This is a genomic window from Enterobacter sp. C3_dUdeg (assembly GCF_057536195.1).
The window spans coordinates 1,181,030-1,199,030 of the sequence record NZ_BAAKFX010000001.1 but is presented as its reverse complement, the minus strand read 5'-3'; the positions used below and the strand labels follow the sequence as shown (position 1 = coordinate 1,199,030).

General features: G+C 54.2%; 21 protein-coding genes. 6 read left to right on the top strand and 15 right to left on the bottom strand.

What is annotated here, in order from left to right; all coding sequences use genetic code 11:
• Positions 1–14: 14 nt before the first annotated feature.
• Positions 15–1,211: a sensor histidine kinase gene (locus AC27FC_RS05585; RefSeq protein ID WP_196354498.1), complete on the bottom strand. Its 1,197-nt coding sequence runs from the start codon at positions 1,209–1,211 to the stop codon at positions 15–17.
• Positions 1,208–1,903: a response regulator gene (locus tag AC27FC_RS05580; RefSeq protein ID WP_029739347.1), complete on the bottom strand. Its 696-nt coding sequence runs from the start codon at positions 1,901–1,903 to the stop codon at positions 1,208–1,210. Before AC27FC_RS05580 ends, AC27FC_RS05585 begins: the two co-directional genes overlap by 4 nt.
• A gap of 124 nt (positions 1,904–2,027) precedes the next feature.
• On the opposite strand from AC27FC_RS05580, the gene AC27FC_RS05575 reads away from it, so the two are divergent.
• Complete coding sequence (locus AC27FC_RS05575) at positions 2,028–2,813, top strand: MipA/OmpV family protein (RefSeq protein ID WP_196354496.1); 786 nt, start codon at positions 2,028–2,030, stop codon at positions 2,811–2,813.
• 28 nt (positions 2,814–2,841) lie between these two features.
• Here AC27FC_RS05575 and yajD read toward each other — a convergent pair whose 3' ends face one another.
• Both yajD and AC27FC_RS05565 read right to left on the bottom strand, forming a co-directional pair.
• A complete protein-coding gene (gene yajD / locus AC27FC_RS05570; RefSeq protein WP_003857471.1) occupies positions 2,842–3,189 on the bottom strand; it encodes an HNH nuclease YajD in 348 nt (115 codons plus the stop codon).
• Between the two features lie 77 nt (positions 3,190–3,266).
• The gene (locus AC27FC_RS05565; RefSeq protein ID WP_064672387.1) at positions 3,267–4,160 is read right to left on the bottom strand and encodes a PhzF family phenazine biosynthesis protein; all 894 of its coding nucleotides are present in this window, start codon (positions 4,158–4,160) and stop codon (positions 3,267–3,269) included.
• A 195-nt stretch (positions 4,161–4,355) separates the two neighbouring features.
• On the opposite strand from AC27FC_RS05565, the gene AC27FC_RS05560 reads away from it, so the two are divergent.
• Entirely contained in the window at positions 4,356–5,381 is a 1,026-nt protein-coding gene (locus AC27FC_RS05560) for an LLM class flavin-dependent oxidoreductase (RefSeq protein WP_048980463.1), read from the top strand.
• A 98-nt stretch (positions 5,382–5,479) separates the two neighbouring features.
• On the opposite strand, the gene AC27FC_RS05555 is transcribed toward AC27FC_RS05560, so the two are convergent.
• The gene (locus tag AC27FC_RS05555; RefSeq protein WP_039262698.1) at positions 5,480–6,514 is read right to left on the bottom strand and encodes an AI-2E family transporter; all 1,035 of its coding nucleotides are present in this window, start codon (positions 6,512–6,514) and stop codon (positions 5,480–5,482) included.
• 133 nt (positions 6,515–6,647) lie between these two features.
• Between AC27FC_RS05555 and AC27FC_RS05550 the strand changes: the two genes are divergently transcribed.
• The 4 genes from AC27FC_RS05550 (at position 6,648) to AC27FC_RS05535 (ending at position 9,861) form a co-directional block, all read left to right on the top strand.
• Entirely contained in the window at positions 6,648–6,818 is a 171-nt protein-coding gene (locus AC27FC_RS05550) for a protein YdgV (RefSeq protein WP_085930315.1), read from the top strand.
• Positions 6,819–6,936: 118 nt separating this feature from the next.
• Positions 6,937–7,299, top strand: coding sequence for a multidrug/spermidine efflux SMR transporter subunit MdtJ (gene mdtJ / locus AC27FC_RS05545; protein WP_029739354.1), 363 nt, complete (start codon positions 6,937–6,939; stop codon positions 7,297–7,299).
• Positions 7,286–7,615 (top strand): multidrug/spermidine efflux SMR transporter subunit MdtI, encoded by a 330-nt coding sequence (gene mdtI, locus AC27FC_RS05540; RefSeq protein ID WP_024909144.1) that lies wholly within the window; start codon positions 7,286–7,288, stop codon positions 7,613–7,615. The genes mdtJ and mdtI overlap by 14 nt, the downstream gene beginning before the upstream one ends.
• Positions 7,616–7,698: 83 nt before the next feature.
• Complete coding sequence (locus tag AC27FC_RS05535; protein WP_196354495.1) at positions 7,699–9,861, top strand: bifunctional diguanylate cyclase/phosphodiesterase; 2,163 nt, start codon at positions 7,699–7,701, stop codon at positions 9,859–9,861.
• A gap of 1 nt (position 9,862) precedes the next feature.
• Here the strand turns inward: AC27FC_RS05535 and AC27FC_RS05530 are convergent, their stop codons facing one another.
• From AC27FC_RS05530 to AC27FC_RS05485, 10 genes are all read right to left on the bottom strand, one after another.
• Positions 9,863–10,684, bottom strand: coding sequence for a trypsin-like serine peptidase (locus AC27FC_RS05530; RefSeq protein WP_196354493.1), 822 nt, complete (start codon positions 10,682–10,684; stop codon positions 9,863–9,865).
• Positions 10,685–10,786: 102 nt separating this feature from the next.
• Positions 10,787–10,870: a small membrane protein YdgU gene (gene ydgU / locus AC27FC_RS05525; RefSeq protein WP_021241182.1), complete on the bottom strand. Its 84-nt coding sequence runs from the start codon at positions 10,868–10,870 to the stop codon at positions 10,787–10,789.
• 94 nt (positions 10,871–10,964) lie between these two features.
• A complete protein-coding gene (asr, locus tag AC27FC_RS05520; protein WP_032657610.1) occupies positions 10,965–11,429 on the bottom strand; it encodes an acid resistance repetitive basic protein Asr in 465 nt (154 codons plus the stop codon).
• A gap of 174 nt (positions 11,430–11,603) precedes the next feature.
• Entirely contained in the window at positions 11,604–12,128 is a 525-nt protein-coding gene (locus AC27FC_RS05515) for a thioredoxin fold domain-containing protein (RefSeq protein WP_232960369.1), read from the bottom strand.
• 170 nt (positions 12,129–12,298) lie between these two features.
• Positions 12,299–13,786: a carboxypeptidase M32 gene (locus tag AC27FC_RS05510; protein ID WP_196354489.1), complete on the bottom strand. Its 1,488-nt coding sequence runs from the start codon at positions 13,784–13,786 to the stop codon at positions 12,299–12,301.
• A 321-nt stretch (positions 13,787–14,107) separates the two neighbouring features.
• Positions 14,108–15,031, bottom strand: a complete 924-nt coding sequence (locus AC27FC_RS05505; protein WP_185857641.1) for a hypothetical protein — start codon at positions 15,029–15,031, stop codon at positions 14,108–14,110.
• 181 nt (positions 15,032–15,212) lie between these two features.
• Positions 15,213–15,557 (bottom strand): DUF1493 family protein, encoded by a 345-nt coding sequence (locus AC27FC_RS05500; RefSeq protein ID WP_094935340.1) that lies wholly within the window; start codon positions 15,555–15,557, stop codon positions 15,213–15,215.
• Entirely contained in the window at positions 15,542–15,991 is a 450-nt protein-coding gene (locus AC27FC_RS05495; protein ID WP_094935339.1) for an STM2901 family protein, read from the bottom strand. The genes AC27FC_RS05500 and AC27FC_RS05495 overlap by 16 nt, the downstream gene beginning before the upstream one ends.
• Before the next feature lie 13 nt (positions 15,992–16,004).
• Complete coding sequence (locus tag AC27FC_RS05490; protein WP_094935338.1) at positions 16,005–16,487, bottom strand: Hcp family type VI secretion system effector; 483 nt, start codon at positions 16,485–16,487, stop codon at positions 16,005–16,007.
• Positions 16,488–16,660: 173 nt separating this feature from the next.
• Positions 16,661–17,914 carry an MFS transporter gene (locus AC27FC_RS05485; RefSeq protein WP_094935337.1) on the bottom strand — a complete coding sequence of 418 codons (1,254 nt, stop codon included), beginning with the start codon at positions 17,912–17,914 and terminating at the stop codon, positions 16,661–16,663.
• Between the last annotated feature and the right edge of the window lie 87 nt (positions 17,915–18,001).

Genomic DNA, 18,001 nt, shown 5'->3' with positions numbered 1-18,001 from the left:
CTGTCAAGGCTTTATCAAGAGTGAAGATTTTCATTACCGGACGGATGCCAGGGCAATAAAATGCGCACGGCGAGGCCGCCGGTTTCCGGTAATGACGCGCTAATCTCCCCCCCATGCGCCTCGCAAATCGCCCGGGCGATGGATAAACCGAGGCCGCTGCCGCCGGAATGCCGCGCGCGGGACTGCTCCTCGCGGCTAAAGCGTTTAAACATTTCCGGTAAGAACTGGGGCGACACGCCCGGCCCGTCATCGGTAAATTCGAGGGTGTAGCGCCCGCTGGCGTAGTGCAGCGCCACCTCAAGGTGGCCGCCATCGCGCCCGTAACGAAGCGCATTTTCCATGAGGATGGTAACGACCTGTCCAAGACGGAACGCATCGCCTCTGAAGGGGCTGGTGCGCGGGTTGCGAAGCGTTATCCGAAAATGATGCGCGTCAGCCTCGGGCATGATCCAGGCAGCCCGCTCCTGAATCAGCTCATCCAGACAGAACGGCTGGTCCTCCAGCACGAGGTTACCCGCGTCGGCGAGCGAGAGAAGGTGAAGCTCATCGGTGAGGCGGTTGAGGTGCTGGAGCTGTTTCATCACCATGCCGAGCTGCGCCGGGCTGGCGTCAAACACGCCGTCTAACATGCCCTGCAGACGCCCGATGGCGGCCGTCAGGGGCGAGCGCAGCTCGTGCGCCATCGCAACGTGCGAGGCGCGGAGCTCTTTTTCATAGCGGGCGAGCTGTCCCGTCATGGAGTTAAAGTCGGTCGCAAAGCTGACCATTTCAGCCGGCGCATCCTTGATAAGTTCCGCCTGGCGGCCAAACTGCCCGTCGGCAACATCCTTTGCCGCATCGCGAAGGCGGCTGAACTGCAGCGCCAGCGGCCGGGCGTGTTTGAGCCCCATCACCACGATAAACGGGATCATCACCAGCACCAGCAGGGCCACCGTGGCCCAGTCGGCTGAGGCGATAGATGGCGTGGAATAGCTCAGTCCCCACCAGGTGTCCACAATCGAGTGGAAGCGGGCCGGATTGGCCTGCGGGTTCTGGCTGAGCGTCAGAAACTCCTGCCGGACCGCCGCTGGCATTTTGCCCATTATCCAGTAGTTCTGTACCGCATAGCGCAGCCACATGCAGGTGGCAATGACGATCACGCTGCCGATAGCCAGCGCTAAAATGCGCGCGCAAATCCAGCGCCACAGAGAGGAGTGCTGATTTTTAATCATGGCTGTCTGAACCTGTAACCCACGCCGCGAACGTTGATCAGCACGCCGGAGATCCCCGCCGCTTCGAGTTTTTTACGCAGGTTATAAATATGGGTGTCCACCACGCGCTCCAGCGCCTCGCTTTCCGGCAGACAGTGCTCCAGTAAATACTGGCGGGAGAACGGGTGCGCCGGAGAACGCAGCAGCGTTGCCAGAAGCGAGAATTCCGTTGGCGTAAGATCGAGCATCACGGGCGCGTCGCCGCCGTTATCCACGCTCGCCACAATGGCGGCAACGTCCACCTCGAGCGTTTGCCAGCGAAGGATCGCTTCGTCCGTCTCTTTTTTACTGCTGCGCCGCAGCACCGCCTGCACCCGAGCCACCACTTCGCCCGGATGATAAGGCTTCACAACGTAATCATCGGCACCGTACCGCAGGGCACCAATGCGGTCCGGGGTATCCCCCATGGCCGTGACCATGATCACCGGCACATCGCTTTTACGACGCAGGCCAGCCAGCACCTCGGTGCCGTTAAGCCCCGGCAGCATCACGTCCAGCAGGATGAGGTCGGGCTTCCACCGCTGCGCCATATCCAGCCCGGAATGACCGTCTCCGGTAATGGTCACGTCGTAATTTTCCCGCCGTAAATAGGCCTCGAGCACGCCGGCCGCATCGGCGTCATCTTCAATAATCAGCACTCTTCTGGACAACATCCGTTCACCTTGACCATTTCTTAACACTATCCCGACGATTCATTGATTCAGCCAAATCATACTGCGCCAACGTTGTGTGGCCGCCCCCGTATCAGGAGGCGCCAGCGTCCGTATGGAGAGCAGTATGATAGCGATAAAAAAAGTCCTGTATATGTCCGTCCCGCTTCTGATGGCCGTGGCTTCCGGCGCGCAGGCGGATGATGGCTCCGCGTCCGATTCCTTAACCGTCGGGCTGGGGGGACAGTATGCCCCACGTTACTCAGGCTCAGACAAGCAGGTGTGGCAGGTGGTTCCGGTGCTGCAGGGTCGTAAAGGCGCTTTCTTTATTGATGCGCAAAAAGGGGTGGGATATGACCTGCAAAACGACAGCGGCTGGTATTTTGAACACACGCTGGGCTACGACTTCGGAAGGGCTGATAAAAATTCTGGCTGGCGTGAGGGCGCAAACAATCTGAAAGGGATGGGGGACATTGATGCCACCCTGAATACCGGCCTTGCCGTCGGCTGGCAGGCCGCGCCATGGCTGAGTATGGAAGGCAAAGCGACGCTGCCGTTAACGGACAGCCAGGGGGGAAGCTATCAGGCTTCCGTTACGCTAATCCCGGTACAAAATAATCAGGACACGGTCGCCTTTCAGTCTGCGGCCCTGTTTGGCGACAGCCGTTATCTGAATACCTGGTATGGGGTCAGCGAGCAGCAGAGCCGCCGCACCGGCTATCGCCGCTATGCTGCGCCGGGTGGATTCTATGGCGTCGACACCAGCCTGACCTGGAGCCATCAGTTCGATGCCCACTGGGGAACGGTTCTGAGCGCGGACTATACCTGGCTTGGCGATCGTGCGAATAACAGCCCGATCGTGATGCGGCGCAATGAGGGAGCTGCAACCGCCGCTATCACCTGGACATTTTAAATTCGAGAAGCACGAGGGGACGAGAGGATTATTTCTTCTTATCCATCATCGCTTTTAAATCGGCAAACGGGTTAAACGTGGCGACGCCTACGTCTTTTTGCGCGTCTTCCCCGGCGACCACGGTGGTGCCGTACTGATCCGCTTCGGTGTATTTCGAATGTTCGTGGTCGTGGCAAAACAGGCACAACAGCTCCCAGTTGCTGCCATCTTCCGGGTTGTTGGTATGGTCGTGATCGATATGATGAACCGTGAGTTCACGCAGATTGGAATAGACAAACTCGCGCGAGCAGCGTCCGCAGACCCAGGGATAGATTTTTAATGCTTTTTCGCGATAGCCGCTTTCCAGCCGCGCGTAGTTTTTGGGGATCAAAGCCATTGCCGGTTTTACCTGTGATAAAAATAGTGTGCCAATATAGCCCATCGGGTGCCGTAAAGGTAAACGCCATTGCTCCGTTAGAGTGAAAATGCGCCTTCAAGCGTAATCACACATTTTCCCCCTACGCGAACCACCGCCTTTCCTGACGAGGCATCGTATCCCGCGAACAGCACGCTTGCTCGCCCCATATCAACGCCCTGACTGACGTTAAGGTTAAGCGTCGTTTTATTGCGGTGCAACGCCAGCAGCGCCGTTGTAGCGGCGGTCGCGCTACCTGTTGCAGGATCTTCTGTCATGCGGGGAGTAAACATGCGGGCCTGCATATCGTGAGGTTCATCGGGATCCGTATCCAGGGTATAGGCATAGAGGGAAACCGCGCCATCCAGCGGTAACGTTGCGCGAAAACCCTGTAAATTCGGCACGCACCGACGAAGCGCCTCGCGAGAAGCCAGCTCGGCTATCAGGAAGGGCAGACCTACCGACGCGACAACAGGCATATGTACCGCGGTACGGATATCTTCTGCGTTCAGGGATAAGCAGGCAGCCACGCTTTCCGGGCTTACTTCAGAGCGGCAGGAGAGTGCCTCAGGCACCAGGAGTTCTGCGCCAGTCACGGTATCGTTGTCACGCAGCAGGCGTACTGGCACCAGACCGGCTATTTCCTCGAAGTGCAGCGTTTCAGGCAGGGGCTGATGATTCATCGCGGCGTGATAGGCCAGCACGTACGCAGTTCCAACATTCGGGTGCCCGGCGAAGGGGATCTCGCGCGAGGGCGTAAAAATTCGCACGCGTGCCGTACTGGAGGGATTGTCTGGCGGCAGAACGAACGTGGTTTCGCTGTAGCCAAATTCAACGGCGACCTGCTGCATTTGTGCTTTGCTCATACCCTCCGCATCGAGTACGACGGCGACAGGGTTACCCTGAAACGGGGTGTCAGTAAAAACATCCGCAACAACATAGCGTCTCTTCATTTTCTGTCCGGTGTAAAAATCCTGACATAGAGTAGTAACGTTAAATCAAACCGATAACCAGCCATTTTTTACCTGACGGACCCGAAAAAAATTCAGTCAATTTATTTGATGCTTTCCGTTAAATAAACGGCATTTATTCTTACCGGGTAATGCGTAAAGTGTATAGGACGCAAAGCATTCTCAGGACACATGGTTATGAAAAAGATCGGGTTTTTATCCTTTGGTCACTGGACGCCTTCACCGCAGTCCGGCACGCGCTCGGCGGCAGACACGCTGCTGCAGTCCATTGATTTAGCCGTGGCGGCTGAAGAGCTGGGGGCTGACGGCGCCTATTTCCGCGTGCACCACTTTGCCCGACAGCTTAGCTCGCCATTCCCTCTGCTGGCGGCCATTGGCGCAAAAACGAAAACCATCGAAATCGGTACCGGCGTAATTGACATGCGCTATGAAAACCCGATGTACATGGCCGAAGACGCGGGCGCGGCGGATCTGATTTCCGGCGGTCGTTTGCAGCTTGGCATCAGCCGCGGTTCGCCGGAGCAGGTCATTGATGGCTGGCGCCATTTCGGCTATGTCCCGCAGGAAGGGGAAAACGAATCGGATATGGCGCGCCGTCATACCGAGGTGCTGCTTGAGGTGCTGCGCGGTGAAGGGTTTGCCAAACCCAATCCGCAGCCTATGTTCCCGAATCCGCCGGGGCTGCTGCGTCTGGAGCCGTATTCTGAAGGGCTACGCGAGCGTATCTGGTGGGGCGCCGGTTCCAATGCGACGGCCGTATGGGCCGCAAAGCTGGGAATGAACCTGCAAAGTTCAACCCTGAAGGACGATGAAACCGGCGAGCCGTTCCATATTCAGCAGGCAAAACAGATCCGCGCGTACCGTCAGGCCTGGAAAGAGGCAGGGCATACGCGCCAGCCGCGGGTGTCGGTCAGCCGCAGCATTTTTGCGCTAATGGACGACCGCGACCGGATGTATTTCGGTGCCAGCCGCAACGACAGCGATAGCGTGGGCTACCTTGATGAGAAAACGCGCGCGATCTTCGGGCGCAGCTATGCGGCGGAGCCGGACAAGCTGATTGAACAGCTGAAAAAGGACGACGCGATTGCCGAAGCCGATACGTTATTACTGACCGTGCCGAACCAGCTCGGTGTGGATTACAATGCGCACGTAATTGAATCCATTCTCAAACACGTCGCACCGGCAATGGGCTGGCGCGAGTAGTTGGCACGCAAGGATAGCGCGTGGCGTGATTCTCAATCTGTAACTATCCGGGCGCTTATCGCGAAGACAGGAGGGGCAATACGTCCCTCCTGTCAGCGCTATTTGTGGCTCATATCGCTCAGCAGCACGGCGATAGTTTGCCCGCCCGCCGTCTGTTCCAGGGCAATCTTGACGATAATGGTCAGCGGGACGGAGAGCAGCATCCCAACGGGCCCGAGAAGCCAGCCCCAGAAAATCAGGGACAAAAAGACCACCAGCGTGGAGAGTCCCAGCCCCCGACCCATCATGCGTGGCTCAAGAATATTACCGAACACCAGGTTGATGACCAGATAGCCGGCCAGCAGGATCAGCGCGTCATAAAGCCCGCTGAAAACCAGCACCTGAAGGATAGGGGGGATCGCCGCCAGCACGGAGCCGATGTTGGGAATGTAGTTAAGCGCAAACGCCAGTAACCCCCAGACAAACGCAAAGCGAACGTCCAGCGCAAGAAGCATTCCCCAGACAACACCGCCCGTGACCAGGCTAATCGCCGTTTTCAGCACCAGATAGCGGGAGACGCTGTCCAGCGCGCGTTGAATCGCTCCCATTCCTTCAACCGGACGGACCATCATCTGCTGCAGCTTTGCCGGCAGCTGCGGCACCTCCAGCAGCATAAACACCACCGTTAAAAACAGCAGGAAAATGGAGGTCATGGCATTGGAAAGCTGCGCCAGCAGGCTGGTGACGATCGTCATGGCCGCATTGGGGTCGATATATTTCAGGAGTTCCTCAACCGAGACTTCGATGCCCGCGCGCTGCAGCCAGGGTTCCAGCTGCAGCAGCGGTATCGCCAGCGAAGAGCGGTACTTCGGCAGCGTTCGCGCCAGTTCATTGAGCGAGGTCCCCAGATACGCCACCAGCAAGACCATCGCCACAATGATGATGCTGATAAGCAGCGTAATCGCCAGCACGCGCGGGATGCGTAGCCGCGTCATGCGCTGCACCAGCGGGTTAAGGATCACCGCAACAAACAGGGCCAGAATAAAAGGCACAATAATGTCGGCGGCAAAACGAACGCCCGTCAGTATGATCACCAGCATGCCCAGCATGATGACAATTTTTAACCCGTTCAGGGTAATAATGGGTTTAGCCATGGTGACTCCGAATTTTTCTTTATATTTATAATAAAGGTGAAAGGCGTTGCAATAAACTAACCAAAATCAAACGGTATGGGTAAAGAATTGCAAAGACTTTGAGTAAAATCCTGGCTTATGGTACAAATCTGGTGTGTTTAACTACCGAGGACAATTTTCATCCGCAAAGACGAGAAGCAACAACGCGGATAATTGTAATTTTATGGACAATATGTTCAGGACGTACTCTTCAAACAATACCGCTGTCTACTCCACTTCTTTCTGCCTGCTTTCTGGTGAGCAACACTGGCGCACCGCACTATAGTCACGTCTTCTGCCTGAGCTGGCGTTAAGCGCTTAGCTATCTGATTTCAATTCGTATTTTTTTGGTTTGCTGCACGCAGCGAGCCATGATGGATTATATTCTCAAGCAGGAGAAAAACATGTTTTACTGGATCCTATTAGCGCTGGCTATCATCGCTGAAATTACCGGCACGCTGTCTATGAAATGGGCAAGCGTCAGCGATGGCAATACCGGTTTTATTTTGATGCTGGTGATGATTTCGCTTTCTTATATTTTCCTCTCGTTTGCGGTGAAAAAAATTGCGCTGGGCGTCGCGTATGCACTGTGGGAAGGGATCGGTATTTTGTTGATTACGCTGTTCAGCGTGCTGATATTTGACGAAACATTAACAACAATGAAGGTCGCCGGATTAACGACGCTGGTCGCGGGTATTGTGCTGATTAAATCGGGTACCCGTAAGCCTGGCAAACAGCAGAAGGAGCAGAACCATGCAACAGTTTGAGTGGGTTCATGCGGCATGGCTGGGGCTCGCCATCGTGCTGGAGATCCTGGCGAACGTTCTGCTGAAATTCTCGGATGGTTTTCGCCGTAAACTCTACGGCCTGATGTCGATTGCCGCGGTTCTGGGGGCGTTCAGCGCGCTGTCCCAGGCGGTAAAAGGGATCGATCTTTCGGTGGCCTATGCGCTGTGGGGCGGTTTTGGTATCGCCGCTACCCTGGCCGCTGGCTGGGTACTCTTCGGCCAGCGCTTAAACAACAAGGGCTGGATGGGGCTCATCTTGCTGCTTGCCGGCATGATCATGATAAAACTCGCCTGACAGACCTCTCGCCATGATTTACAGGCAGCGAAATTCGCTGCCTGTATTACGCTTAGAAAAGCAAAACATGAAGAGGATGGCTGATGTATCGCACATTAAGCTGGCGCAATATTCCCAATGCGAGAACGTTGTTTGCCCTGGTCTTCATGGCGGGCATCGGCTTAATCATCTCCATCGTCGCACTGCTCTATCTATCCCTACATCTTATCAGCACCAAAACCAATGAAATTGATGAACACCGCACGGCGCTTTCCGTGCAGGGGTCTATTCAGACATCGGTTAACCGCGTCTCCTCTCTGGTGCTTGATAACGCCGTCTGGGACGATGCGGTGCGGGAGGCCTACCGTCCCACGCTTGATACCGACTGGCTGTACAACACCTGGGGTACGGGCTTTAAAATCAATAACCTCTATGACGGCACCTTCATGCTGGATGAGCATTTCAACGTCCTCTGGGGATCGTTTCAAAGCCGGCCCTTTAACGAAAAAAACCTCGACTTCTTTGGTAAAGGCCTCAAAGCGCTTATCGACCAGCACGGGCGCGAGCTTGCGGGCGAAAAAAATATCTATGCGGGGATCAGCCAGACGCGCAACGGCGTGGCCTTTGTCGGCATTGGGCTGATTCGCCCGATGGTCGGCAGCTTACAGGTCCACGACGGAACGCGCCGCTATCTGGTGATTACCCGCCATCTGAACGCCAGAATATTATCCGACCTGGGCGGCACCTTTCAGATCGATAACCTCCATTTTACCCCTGGCAAAATCAACGATCGCAGTATGCCGCTGCACAGTGCGGCAGGGGAGTTAGTCGGATATCTGAACTGGCAGGCGCGGCTCCCGGGCGCACAGGCCGCCCGGGCGGCATCGTCTGATATCAGGCAGATTGTGGTGCTGGTGTCGGGGCTGATTCTGCTCTTCATTCTGGTGAGTAGCGTGGGGCTGTACAAACTCGCGCGCGGCGAAAGCCAGGCGCGTCTGGTTGCAAGAACGGACTGGCTAAGCCATCTGCCGAACCGACGCGCGCTTATAGAAACGCTTGATCGGGTGCGTTTACGCGGCGATACCGACGTCAAAAGCGTGGTGTTTATCGATCTGGACGGTTTTAAAGATGTGAATGACATCTACGGCCACAGCGTGGGGGACGACCTCATCGTGGCGATAGCGAAAACGCTGAATGAACGCGTGCCGCCGGGCGGGATGCTGGCGCGCATGGGCGGGGATGAGTTTGCCATGACCATCGGCGGAGATGATGCAGAGGCGCAGGCTACCGCCTTTGCCGTTTCCGTGCTGGATTTTCTCACCACCCCGGTTCAGCTGGGGGAACGCACCATCCATATCGGTGCCAGCATCGGCATCGCCAGCGGAACTCTGACGGAATGCAACAGTTCCGAACTGTTTCGCCGTGCCGATATTGCCATGTATCACGCCAAAATGAGCGGGAAAGGGCGTATTACCCACTACGACGCGGAGCTGAACAGCGTCCGGGAACGCAAGCTGGCGATTGAAAATCAGATCCGCAGCGGTCTGGAGCGCGATGAGTTTGAGGTCTGGTATCAGCCGATCGTTGACGCCCGCAGTCAGACAATGAGCAGCGTCGAAGCGCTGGTCCGCTGGCCACGTCGCCCGGAGGGGCCGCTGGGTCCGGATACCTTTATCGCCATTGCGGAGACCAGCGGTCTGATTTACAAGCTGGGTCAGTTCGTATTGCAGCGAGCATGTGAGGATCTGCAGCCGTACGGTGAATTAAAGCTCTCCGTGAATATCTCCCCCGCGCAATTTCGCGATCCTGCCTTCGAAGAAAAAGTGGCCAGCGTGCTGGAGAGCACCCGTTTCCCGGCCAACCGGCTGCAGCTTGAGGTTACGGAGTCGTATGTACTGGAAAATCCGGAGCGAGCCCGCATGGCGATAGCGAATCTTAAAGCGCTGGGTACGGCGGTGGCGCTGGATGACTTTGGCACCGGCTATTCCAGCATTGGCTATTTGCGGCGTTTTAACTTCGACGCCATCAAGATTGATAAATCCCTGGCCGGGCTGGTGGATAACGATGAACAGGCGGCCGCGCTGGTGAGCGGTACGGTGCGGATCGCCAATGCGCTGGGCATGGCGGTGGTGGCAGAAGGGGTGGAAACCGAGAAGCAAATGAAACTGCTGCGGCTGGCTGGCTGCGATCAACTGCAGGGTTTTTGGTTCAGCCAGCCGATGCCAATTGAGTCAATCAAAGCGTTACGTAAGGTCAGACGCTGCTGATTTATTGCTGCGCCAGCGCTTCCAGCTGGTCGCGGAAACCGGTAACGGACAAGGCGCGGTTGTCGGCGCGCCACCGGTCTTTTGCCGCCGGGGCAGAGCTCTGGACACCAATCAACTGCCAGCCCTTGTCGGTTTTCAGCATCAGCGGTGAACCACTGTCACCCGGCAACGTATCGCACTGATGCGAGAGTACGCTGGTTTGCGCCCAGCCCGTCACAATACAGTCGGTGTGCGTATAAAGCGTATCCAGATGATCGACAGGATAGCCTGACTGCGTCACCTTTCGGTCGGCGGCTTTCAGCGCGGCGGTGAGGGCGGCCTTGTCGCCGTCAAATAACGGCAGCGGCGTAATGCCCGAAGGCGGGTAGCGTAAAACGATCAGGCCAAAATCCCACGAGGCGGCCGCCGGTGGGACTATCCAGCCGTCGCCATCCGGCTTCAGGCGTTTGCCGAGAGACGGATCAACCCGTCCCTCAATGCCGTGGATTTCATAGCGCCAGGCCCCTTTTTGCGACACAAACCGCAAGGCAACCGCTTTATCCGGCTTGCCGTTTGGCGGCGTTAACAGGCAGTGGCCTGCCGTCAGGGCAAGCTGCGGGGTGATCAGCGTCGCAGTACATAAGTTACCGCTGGCGGTTTCCAGCTGGCCTATAGCATCCCAGGGTGCCTGGGTGGGATCGGCGACGCGCGAACGATCGTCATGACCGAAAAAAAGCGTCTTTAGCTCTTTCGCGCTAATGGTGTCATCACCGCCATCATCCGCATGTGAGAATCCAGAAAAAAGACCAAACGTTCCCAGTAACAACACAACAGATTTACGCATATCACACTCTGGTGGGGGTAATTATGATTATTAAAAGTGAACCCTATGAAAATACTATAGACGGGACAGCGCTAAAGTGGGAGTAAAATCAGCGTGCTACAATCAGGAAAGATAAAAATGGCTGGCGATGAGCGCGCATAAAATAAGCAGGATCAGAATCAGCTCAAACCGATAGCGTCGCAGCATACGCCCTCCGGAAATAAAAAAACGGCGCGGAACCTGTTCCGGTTCAGCGCCGGTTTACCAACGTGCCCCGAAGGGCACGGTTAAGCTTGTACTCTTACGCAGCTGGCTGTGCAGCTGGTTTAGCAGCTTCGTGTTTTACTGCTTTTTTGTGATGCTTTTTAGCAGCCTGAGCTTTCTGTTCTACAGCTGGTTTGGTTGCTTTTTTGTGGTGCTTTTTAGCAGCCTGCGCTTTCTGTTCTACAGCCGGTTTGGTCGCTTTTTTGTGGTGCTTTTTAGCAGCCTGCGCTTTCTGCTCTACAGCCGGTTTAGCGGCTTTTTTGTGGTGCTTTTTAGCAGCCTGAGCTTTCTGCTCGGTTGGTGCTGCTGTTGCTGGTGCAGCGGCTTCTTTTTTCGCTGCAGCTTTGTGATGTTTCTTATGGTGAACCGCTTTTGCTGGCGCAGCGGTGGTGGTTGCAGCAGGCGCGGCAGCCGGTGCGGCAGTTGCGGTAGTGTCAGCAGCAAATGCAGCAGAAGACAGACCCATAGCAGCGGCAACAACCAGAGCTAATACTTTATTCATTCTCATACCCTCGAATTTGGTTTTTCATTTAACCCCACTGCGGGGCCGTTGAAATAACTATATCCCTGTAAATTCGAGGTTTCCGTGAGTGATTGGTATCAGCGTGTAACGGAATGTACAGAGGGGAGGAAAGTGTACGAACAGGCCAAACGCCGCTGCTCGTACGGGCCTCTGTTATTTGTTCAGTGTGGCCAGAATAGCCGCCGGAGACTGACTGCCTATAATCGTCCGTGATTCAGGCTCGATCACCACCATTACCGGGGTGATGCTAATGCCCAAACGTTCTGCCAGGGCAGATTGCCGCGCGATCAGATCGGAGCAGGCTGTGGTGGTGTCGTTATCCGGTAAAAATCCTGCCATCGCTTGTTGCAGGCTTTTGACCTTATCGGTTGAACACCAGACGCGCCCCATATCTTCAATTACCGAGTCGCGAATGGCGTTGGGCGCAACGGTCAGAAACGACATCGTCAAACCGGCATCCGTATATTGCTTAACGCTTTTCACTACGTTGCTGCAGTAAATGCACTGGTTATCAATAAACACCAGCAGCTTATATTTTTCAGCAGGAGCCTGAAACGTGATGGGCTGGAGGTCTGCAAGAGAGCGGGTAATATCGTTGAACGCGTCTTGCGGGGTATTATCCGTGGCTGCGAAAGTACTTAAACTGGTCGCACACAGAATGGCTAACATCGTTTTCATTATGCCTTTCATCATTCATCCCTTTTTTTTTTAATCCTGACCTGATGGCAGTCTAATTGTGTCGGAAGGACACGCATTCATACACCCGACGCAATCATGACAACATGTGCTAAATCATATTCTTATTGAAAAGGGTGAGAAGAGTGCCGGAGCAGGCTCCGGCAGAGGGATTAAAGATAACGGGAGGTCAGATGTTCGCGGAAGTAACGGATATTCAGATCTTCACCCGTCGCCTGGGTGATTAATTGCGACGTGCTGAAACGGCTGCCGTGCTGCCAGATGTTCTGATGCAGCCACTCAAAGAGTGCGGAAAAATCGCCTTCAGCGATGGAGGTCTGCAGACCCGGCAGTGCGGTTCGGGCGGCATGGAACAGCTGCGCGGCGTACATAGCGCCAAGGGTGTATGACGGGAAGTAACCAAAACCGCCGTCGGTCCAGTGGATGTCCTGCATACAGCCGTTGCGGTAGTTGTCTTTGGTGGATAATCCGAGCCAGGCCTGCATTTTCTCGTCCCACAGGGCGGGAATATCGTCCACCTCGATCTCGCCGTTGATCAGCGCACGCTCAATCTCATAGCGCAGCACCACGTGTGCCGGGTAGCTCACTTCGTCCGCATCGACGCGGATGTAGCCTGGCTTCACGCGCTGGTTCCAGGCAATAAAGTTCTCTTCGCTGAACGCCGCCTGGCTACCAAAGCGGGCGTGTACCGCAGGGAGAAGATGCCTGAGGAAGGCTTCACTACGCCCCAGCTGCATTTCAAAGAACAGGCTCTGTGACTCATGGATCGCGGTTGAGCGCGCCAGGGCAACCGGCTGCCCTGCCCACGCGCGCGGCAGGTTTTGTTCATAGCGGGCGTGTCCGGTTTCGTGGATCACGCCAAACAGCGCGCTGAGCAGCTCATCTTCGTCATAGCGCGTGGTGATGCGCACGTCTTCCGGGACGCCGCCGCAGAACGGGTGCGCGCTCACGTCCAGGCGACCGCCGTTAAAATCGAAGCCAAGCATCTTCATGGCTTCAAGGCCCAGTTCACGCTGTGTTGCCGTCGGGAAGGGGCCTTGCGGCGGAATAAACGACCGTTGAGCCTGTTTTTCGACCACGTTTGCCAGCAGGTCCGGGAGCCAGGACTTCATATCGCCGAACAGAACGTCCAGACGCGCGCTGGTCATGTCGGGTTCAAAAATGTCCAGCAGCGCGTCGTACGGCGTACAGCCTTTGGCTTCGGCCCGCAGGCGAGCCTCTTCGCGGCTGAGTTTGACCACCTCTTTCAGGTTGGCGGAAAAACCCTGCCAGTCGTTAGCGGGGCGCTGAGTACGCCAGGCGTGTTCACATTTGCTGCCTGCCAGGGATTTCGCTTCCACCAGCGATTCCGGCAGCAGAGTGGCCTGCTGGTAGTGGCGCGTCATTTCGCGCAGGTTGGCCTGTTCGACATCATTCAGATCTTCACCTGCCGCCGCCGCTAACAGGTCGCCGACTTTTTTATCGGTCAGGATCTGATGTTGCAGGACGCTCATCTCCGCGAGTGCTTCACCGCGCGCGGCGCTGCCGCCCGGCGGCATCATGGTGAACATGTCCCAGCTGGCGATGGAGGAGAGGTGCGAGAAGCGGGAGAGACGCTGGAATACTTTTACAAGTTGTTGGTATTGCGGGGTTTTTTCCATTCTACATCGTCCTTCTAAGTGGGAGTGTTCTAAGGAGCATTCGTGAATAGTAACAAACATTCAACACAATCCCTGCACATTTCCTTCACTGAAAGAGATGGGTATGTATGGAGGAAAAGACACTCTAAACAGATGCAGTGGGTACCGGATTCAGTTCGATATCACATACTCAGTCATGCGCACACCACCACGTCAGATCGTGTGTATAAGACCAGACAGCCGTTGAAACAGATGCTTCTGGCGTTAAATAAGGCCACAGTGATGTCTAGACAAGTCCAGTAAGGAAGGAGGGGGGGCGAAACTCCCCCCGCTGTGCTTTAGTTATCTCTCGTAATTATATTTTTTCAAAACAGTTGCCTCTGTCATGCCTGTGTATTCAGACATCGTTATATAGTTAGGCTTCACTATTGGTTTCAAACAGTTTAAAAATGCTTGTTGCTTATTGTGATAGGTAGGAAGGTGTCCCCACTCTTTGATTTTACTCAGTTCAATGTTGCTCTCAGCAATCTTCGGAAACTCCAAGAGAAATTGATGTAATTCATCAAGGACATAATCAGTTAAAGAAATTGCTGATTCTGTTATATCTACAAATCCACCGCAGAGTTCATCACCAAGCATTTTTCGTACTAAATTCACGTCCCTGTATTCCAAGATACCAACCTGAGACATAACCTCTTTAACCCTTTCATTGATATGGTTTCTTTTACGCAGAAGCTCCATAACTTGATTGTAGTTTTCAAACATCGCGCCAATCTTGACAACATTTCTCCAGGATTTACGCAACTCATCTATTGAAGGTTGCTTAATTTTTCTTCTTAAAATGCGATGAAGGAATGTCCATTTTATCTTTTGCCAAAGACTCTTATTTGCTGTGGGTCTAGTCCTAATGAAAAAAAGCTCATGAGCATTGAATTTAACATCTTCGAGCTTGGTGACTATTGTGGGGAATTCTCCCGCCCTTACCAGCGGGACGTCTGATGAGATGTGCTCGTAATTTGACTTGATTGCTACCAGCTTTGCCAGACATCCATGTGCTAATACAAAAACTTGGTTTGCTGCTACAAAATTGTCTCTGGCAATGTTTTTTAACTCTTGACGTTTGCTTATGCGAACAGCGGAAAGACCACCCAGTAGTGCACCAAAAAGAGCAATCACAAAAGGAAGAACATAGTCCTTAAGATAATCGGGTTTTGGTTGAAGTGCTGATATAGCCTTGGCAATAAGCTCTGCATCATGACTCATCACTTTGATTCCTCATTCTGCATACGTTTCATCCATTCAGCATGGCATGTCATGAGTTGTTGATAAGCTGATGTTTTTTCCATTCTTGTTCTTCCTTATCGTTTTGGGAGTATTGAGGGAGTGTATCGTGAATTATGGAGGATTAGTGCACTTTTGATGCAAGGGGCGCGAAGCCCCTTATTAGTCAGTCGTAGAGCCACTTTCCTGCTTTTGCCGACTCTGCAAACATTCTTACGGTCAACGGTATGCGGGTTGCTTCAACTTCTTCCCGCTTCAGCTTAAACCAGCGATCTAACAATGGGGTGTTCTGCCAGGGAAAATAATGAGACCAGTCCACACCCGATAAATCGACGTTAAACTCTTTCTCGTAACGGGTTAATGCATCATGAAGGTCATCGCCCGGTGAATCGAATAAATCAGAATCCAGTTCCAGAGGGACTTCTTTCCACTGGTTATCCAGATAGCCAGGAATTTCATCCCGAAACATACATAACACGTCGTCTACGATGCTCATCAGAAAGATGTCCACGCTATGCGGTCTTTTGGTCGTGCAATCAAATTGTATTTTTCTTGCGTACGCGTTGAAACTCGATGAAGAGTCAGTGCAAGTGAGGCCCACCCCAGCCAGGGGATATAACGACCAATTACCGCTGCGAGTTTGTTAGTTGGCTGCATCCTGACGCCTACGGGAGTGGGAATTTTAATCCCGAAGGGGAGACGTGCGTCCCGTAAAATTATTCGCGCGTACTTTGAAACAACGCTTGTTCCCAGGGTAGCGCCTTCAGGTTTTGCCCGAGTCCTTAGCCACGGTTGTCCGCCCAAAATAGCCGCGCCTGAAACGGCATCTATCCCCAACTCCATACAAAACTCCTCAAGAAAAATGATCTCAAGTAACTCGCCCGGAGTGACGTTTGAATGACCTCTGTAGAAGTAGGTTCCGTTAATTTCTTCCGTAGTATCCATACCAGTACCCCAGTTACGCTGTCGCCCGTTCATTCCATGCGTCAGAGAAAATGATATTGCCGTCGTTATGTTTCCACGTAATTTTCTCATAGCGCAATTCAACCGTTTCGAGGTGGTTGTTATTGGTGTCGCCCGGCGAGGCCATTGCAGGTGATACTGAAACAATCCGCACGCCTTCCAGAAGAATATTGAAATACTCCGCTTCAAGACCTGCGTCATTAATCTTGTAGAATTTAAGTTCGGCTTTTTGCAGAGCCTGACCTGTCGCGACCGCTTTGTAGAGATAGGGTGATGAGTAATCAAATTCCTTTACGATCATCATTGGGGAGTGGATGCGTTTACCCGTAGGTTTACCCGTCAGGTTATCGGTTGGCGTCGAAAGATTGTGGTGAAATCCTTTGAACTCAATGCTGTATTCCCTGTGCTGCACATCACAACCGCCTTTGATAAGCGCACCACCGTCATCGAACAACCACATATTGCCTGGAATGGCCATTTTAAAATCCCTCTTTTCATACGATGAAGTCGATGAGCTTACAGAGAGAGGGAAGAGAGCTGAATGCACAAAATGGTTATAAAGAATTCGTTTTACTTAATACTGAATTAAGTTTAGCTAACATGAGAAACGCGCCCCCGTACATTAGCTGATATGCGGGGGATAGCGTTTGTTTATTTCAAACGCTGATGCAGGCTTCTCCCCACCAGCAGCGCCGCGCACAGCATCAGCGCGATAAACCCGCCCACGCCGTTCCAGCCGTAGTTATGCCAGAACACGCCGCCGAGGGTCCCGGCGATGCTGGAGCCCAGGTAATAGCTGAACAGATACAGCGATGATGCCTGGCCTTTGGCGCGACGCGCGCGCGGGCCAATCCAGCTGCTGGCGACCGAGTGGGCGGCGAAGAACCCGGCGGAGAAGAGCAGCATCCCGGCAAAGATGAACCACAGCGAGGATAATAGCGTCAGCAGCAGGCCGAGTAACATCACGCCCGTGAAGACCAGCAGTACCGGCCCGCGTCCATAGCGTGCGGTCATCGCCCCGGCTTTTGGCGAGCTCCATGTGCCGGTGAGATAGGCCACAGAAAGCAAACCGACAACGGCCTGATTCAGATGCCATGGCGAGAGCATCAGGCGGTAGCCTATATAGTTAAACAGCGTGACGAAGGCACCCATCAGCAGGAATCCCATCAGAAACAGTCGCGGCAAACCTTTGTCGCGCCAGTGCAGGCGGAAGTTGATAAACAGCGTTTTCGGGCGCAGCGATGTCGGGCGGAAATGACGCGATTCCGGCAGAATTTTCCAGAACATCAGCGCTGATGCCAGCGCAAAACATCCGATTACCGCCAGCGCAATACGCCAGTTAAAGAAGTCCGTAAACACCCCGCTCAGCAGGCGGCCACTCATTCCGCCAATCGAGTTCCCGCTGATGTAAAGCCCCATAGAGAAAGCAACAAAGCTCGGGTGGATCTCCTCGCTGAGGTAGGTCATCCCGACCGCCGCCACGCCGCTGAGCGAGAGCCCAATCAGCGCGCGCATCACCAGAATACCGTGCCAGCTGGTCATCATGGTCGAGAGTAACGTACAGACCGACGCCAGCATCAGCGCGGTTACCATCACCGGTTTACGGCCAATGGCGTCGGACAGCGGCCCGGTAAAGAGCAGCCCAATCGCCAGCATGCCGGTAGAAACAGAGAGCGAAACGCTGCTGCTGGCAGGCGATACGCCAAACTCATGAGAGAGAACGGGCAGGATCGGCTGAACGCAATAGAGCAGGGCGAAGGTCGCCAGACCGGCGGAAAAGAGCGCCAGCGTGACGCGCATAAATTGGGGGGTACCACGTTTAATGAACTGGACCGGCTGCGGTGCTGCGGGTAAATCATCGATATCTCTTGCCGGATCGATATCAATAGTCGTTGTACGGCTCACACAATTTCCTTGCTTAAACATCCCCGTGATTTCTGGTGACGGGTATGACCACCTGTTCAGGGTAGGAAAATGTAAATATTCTGTCTA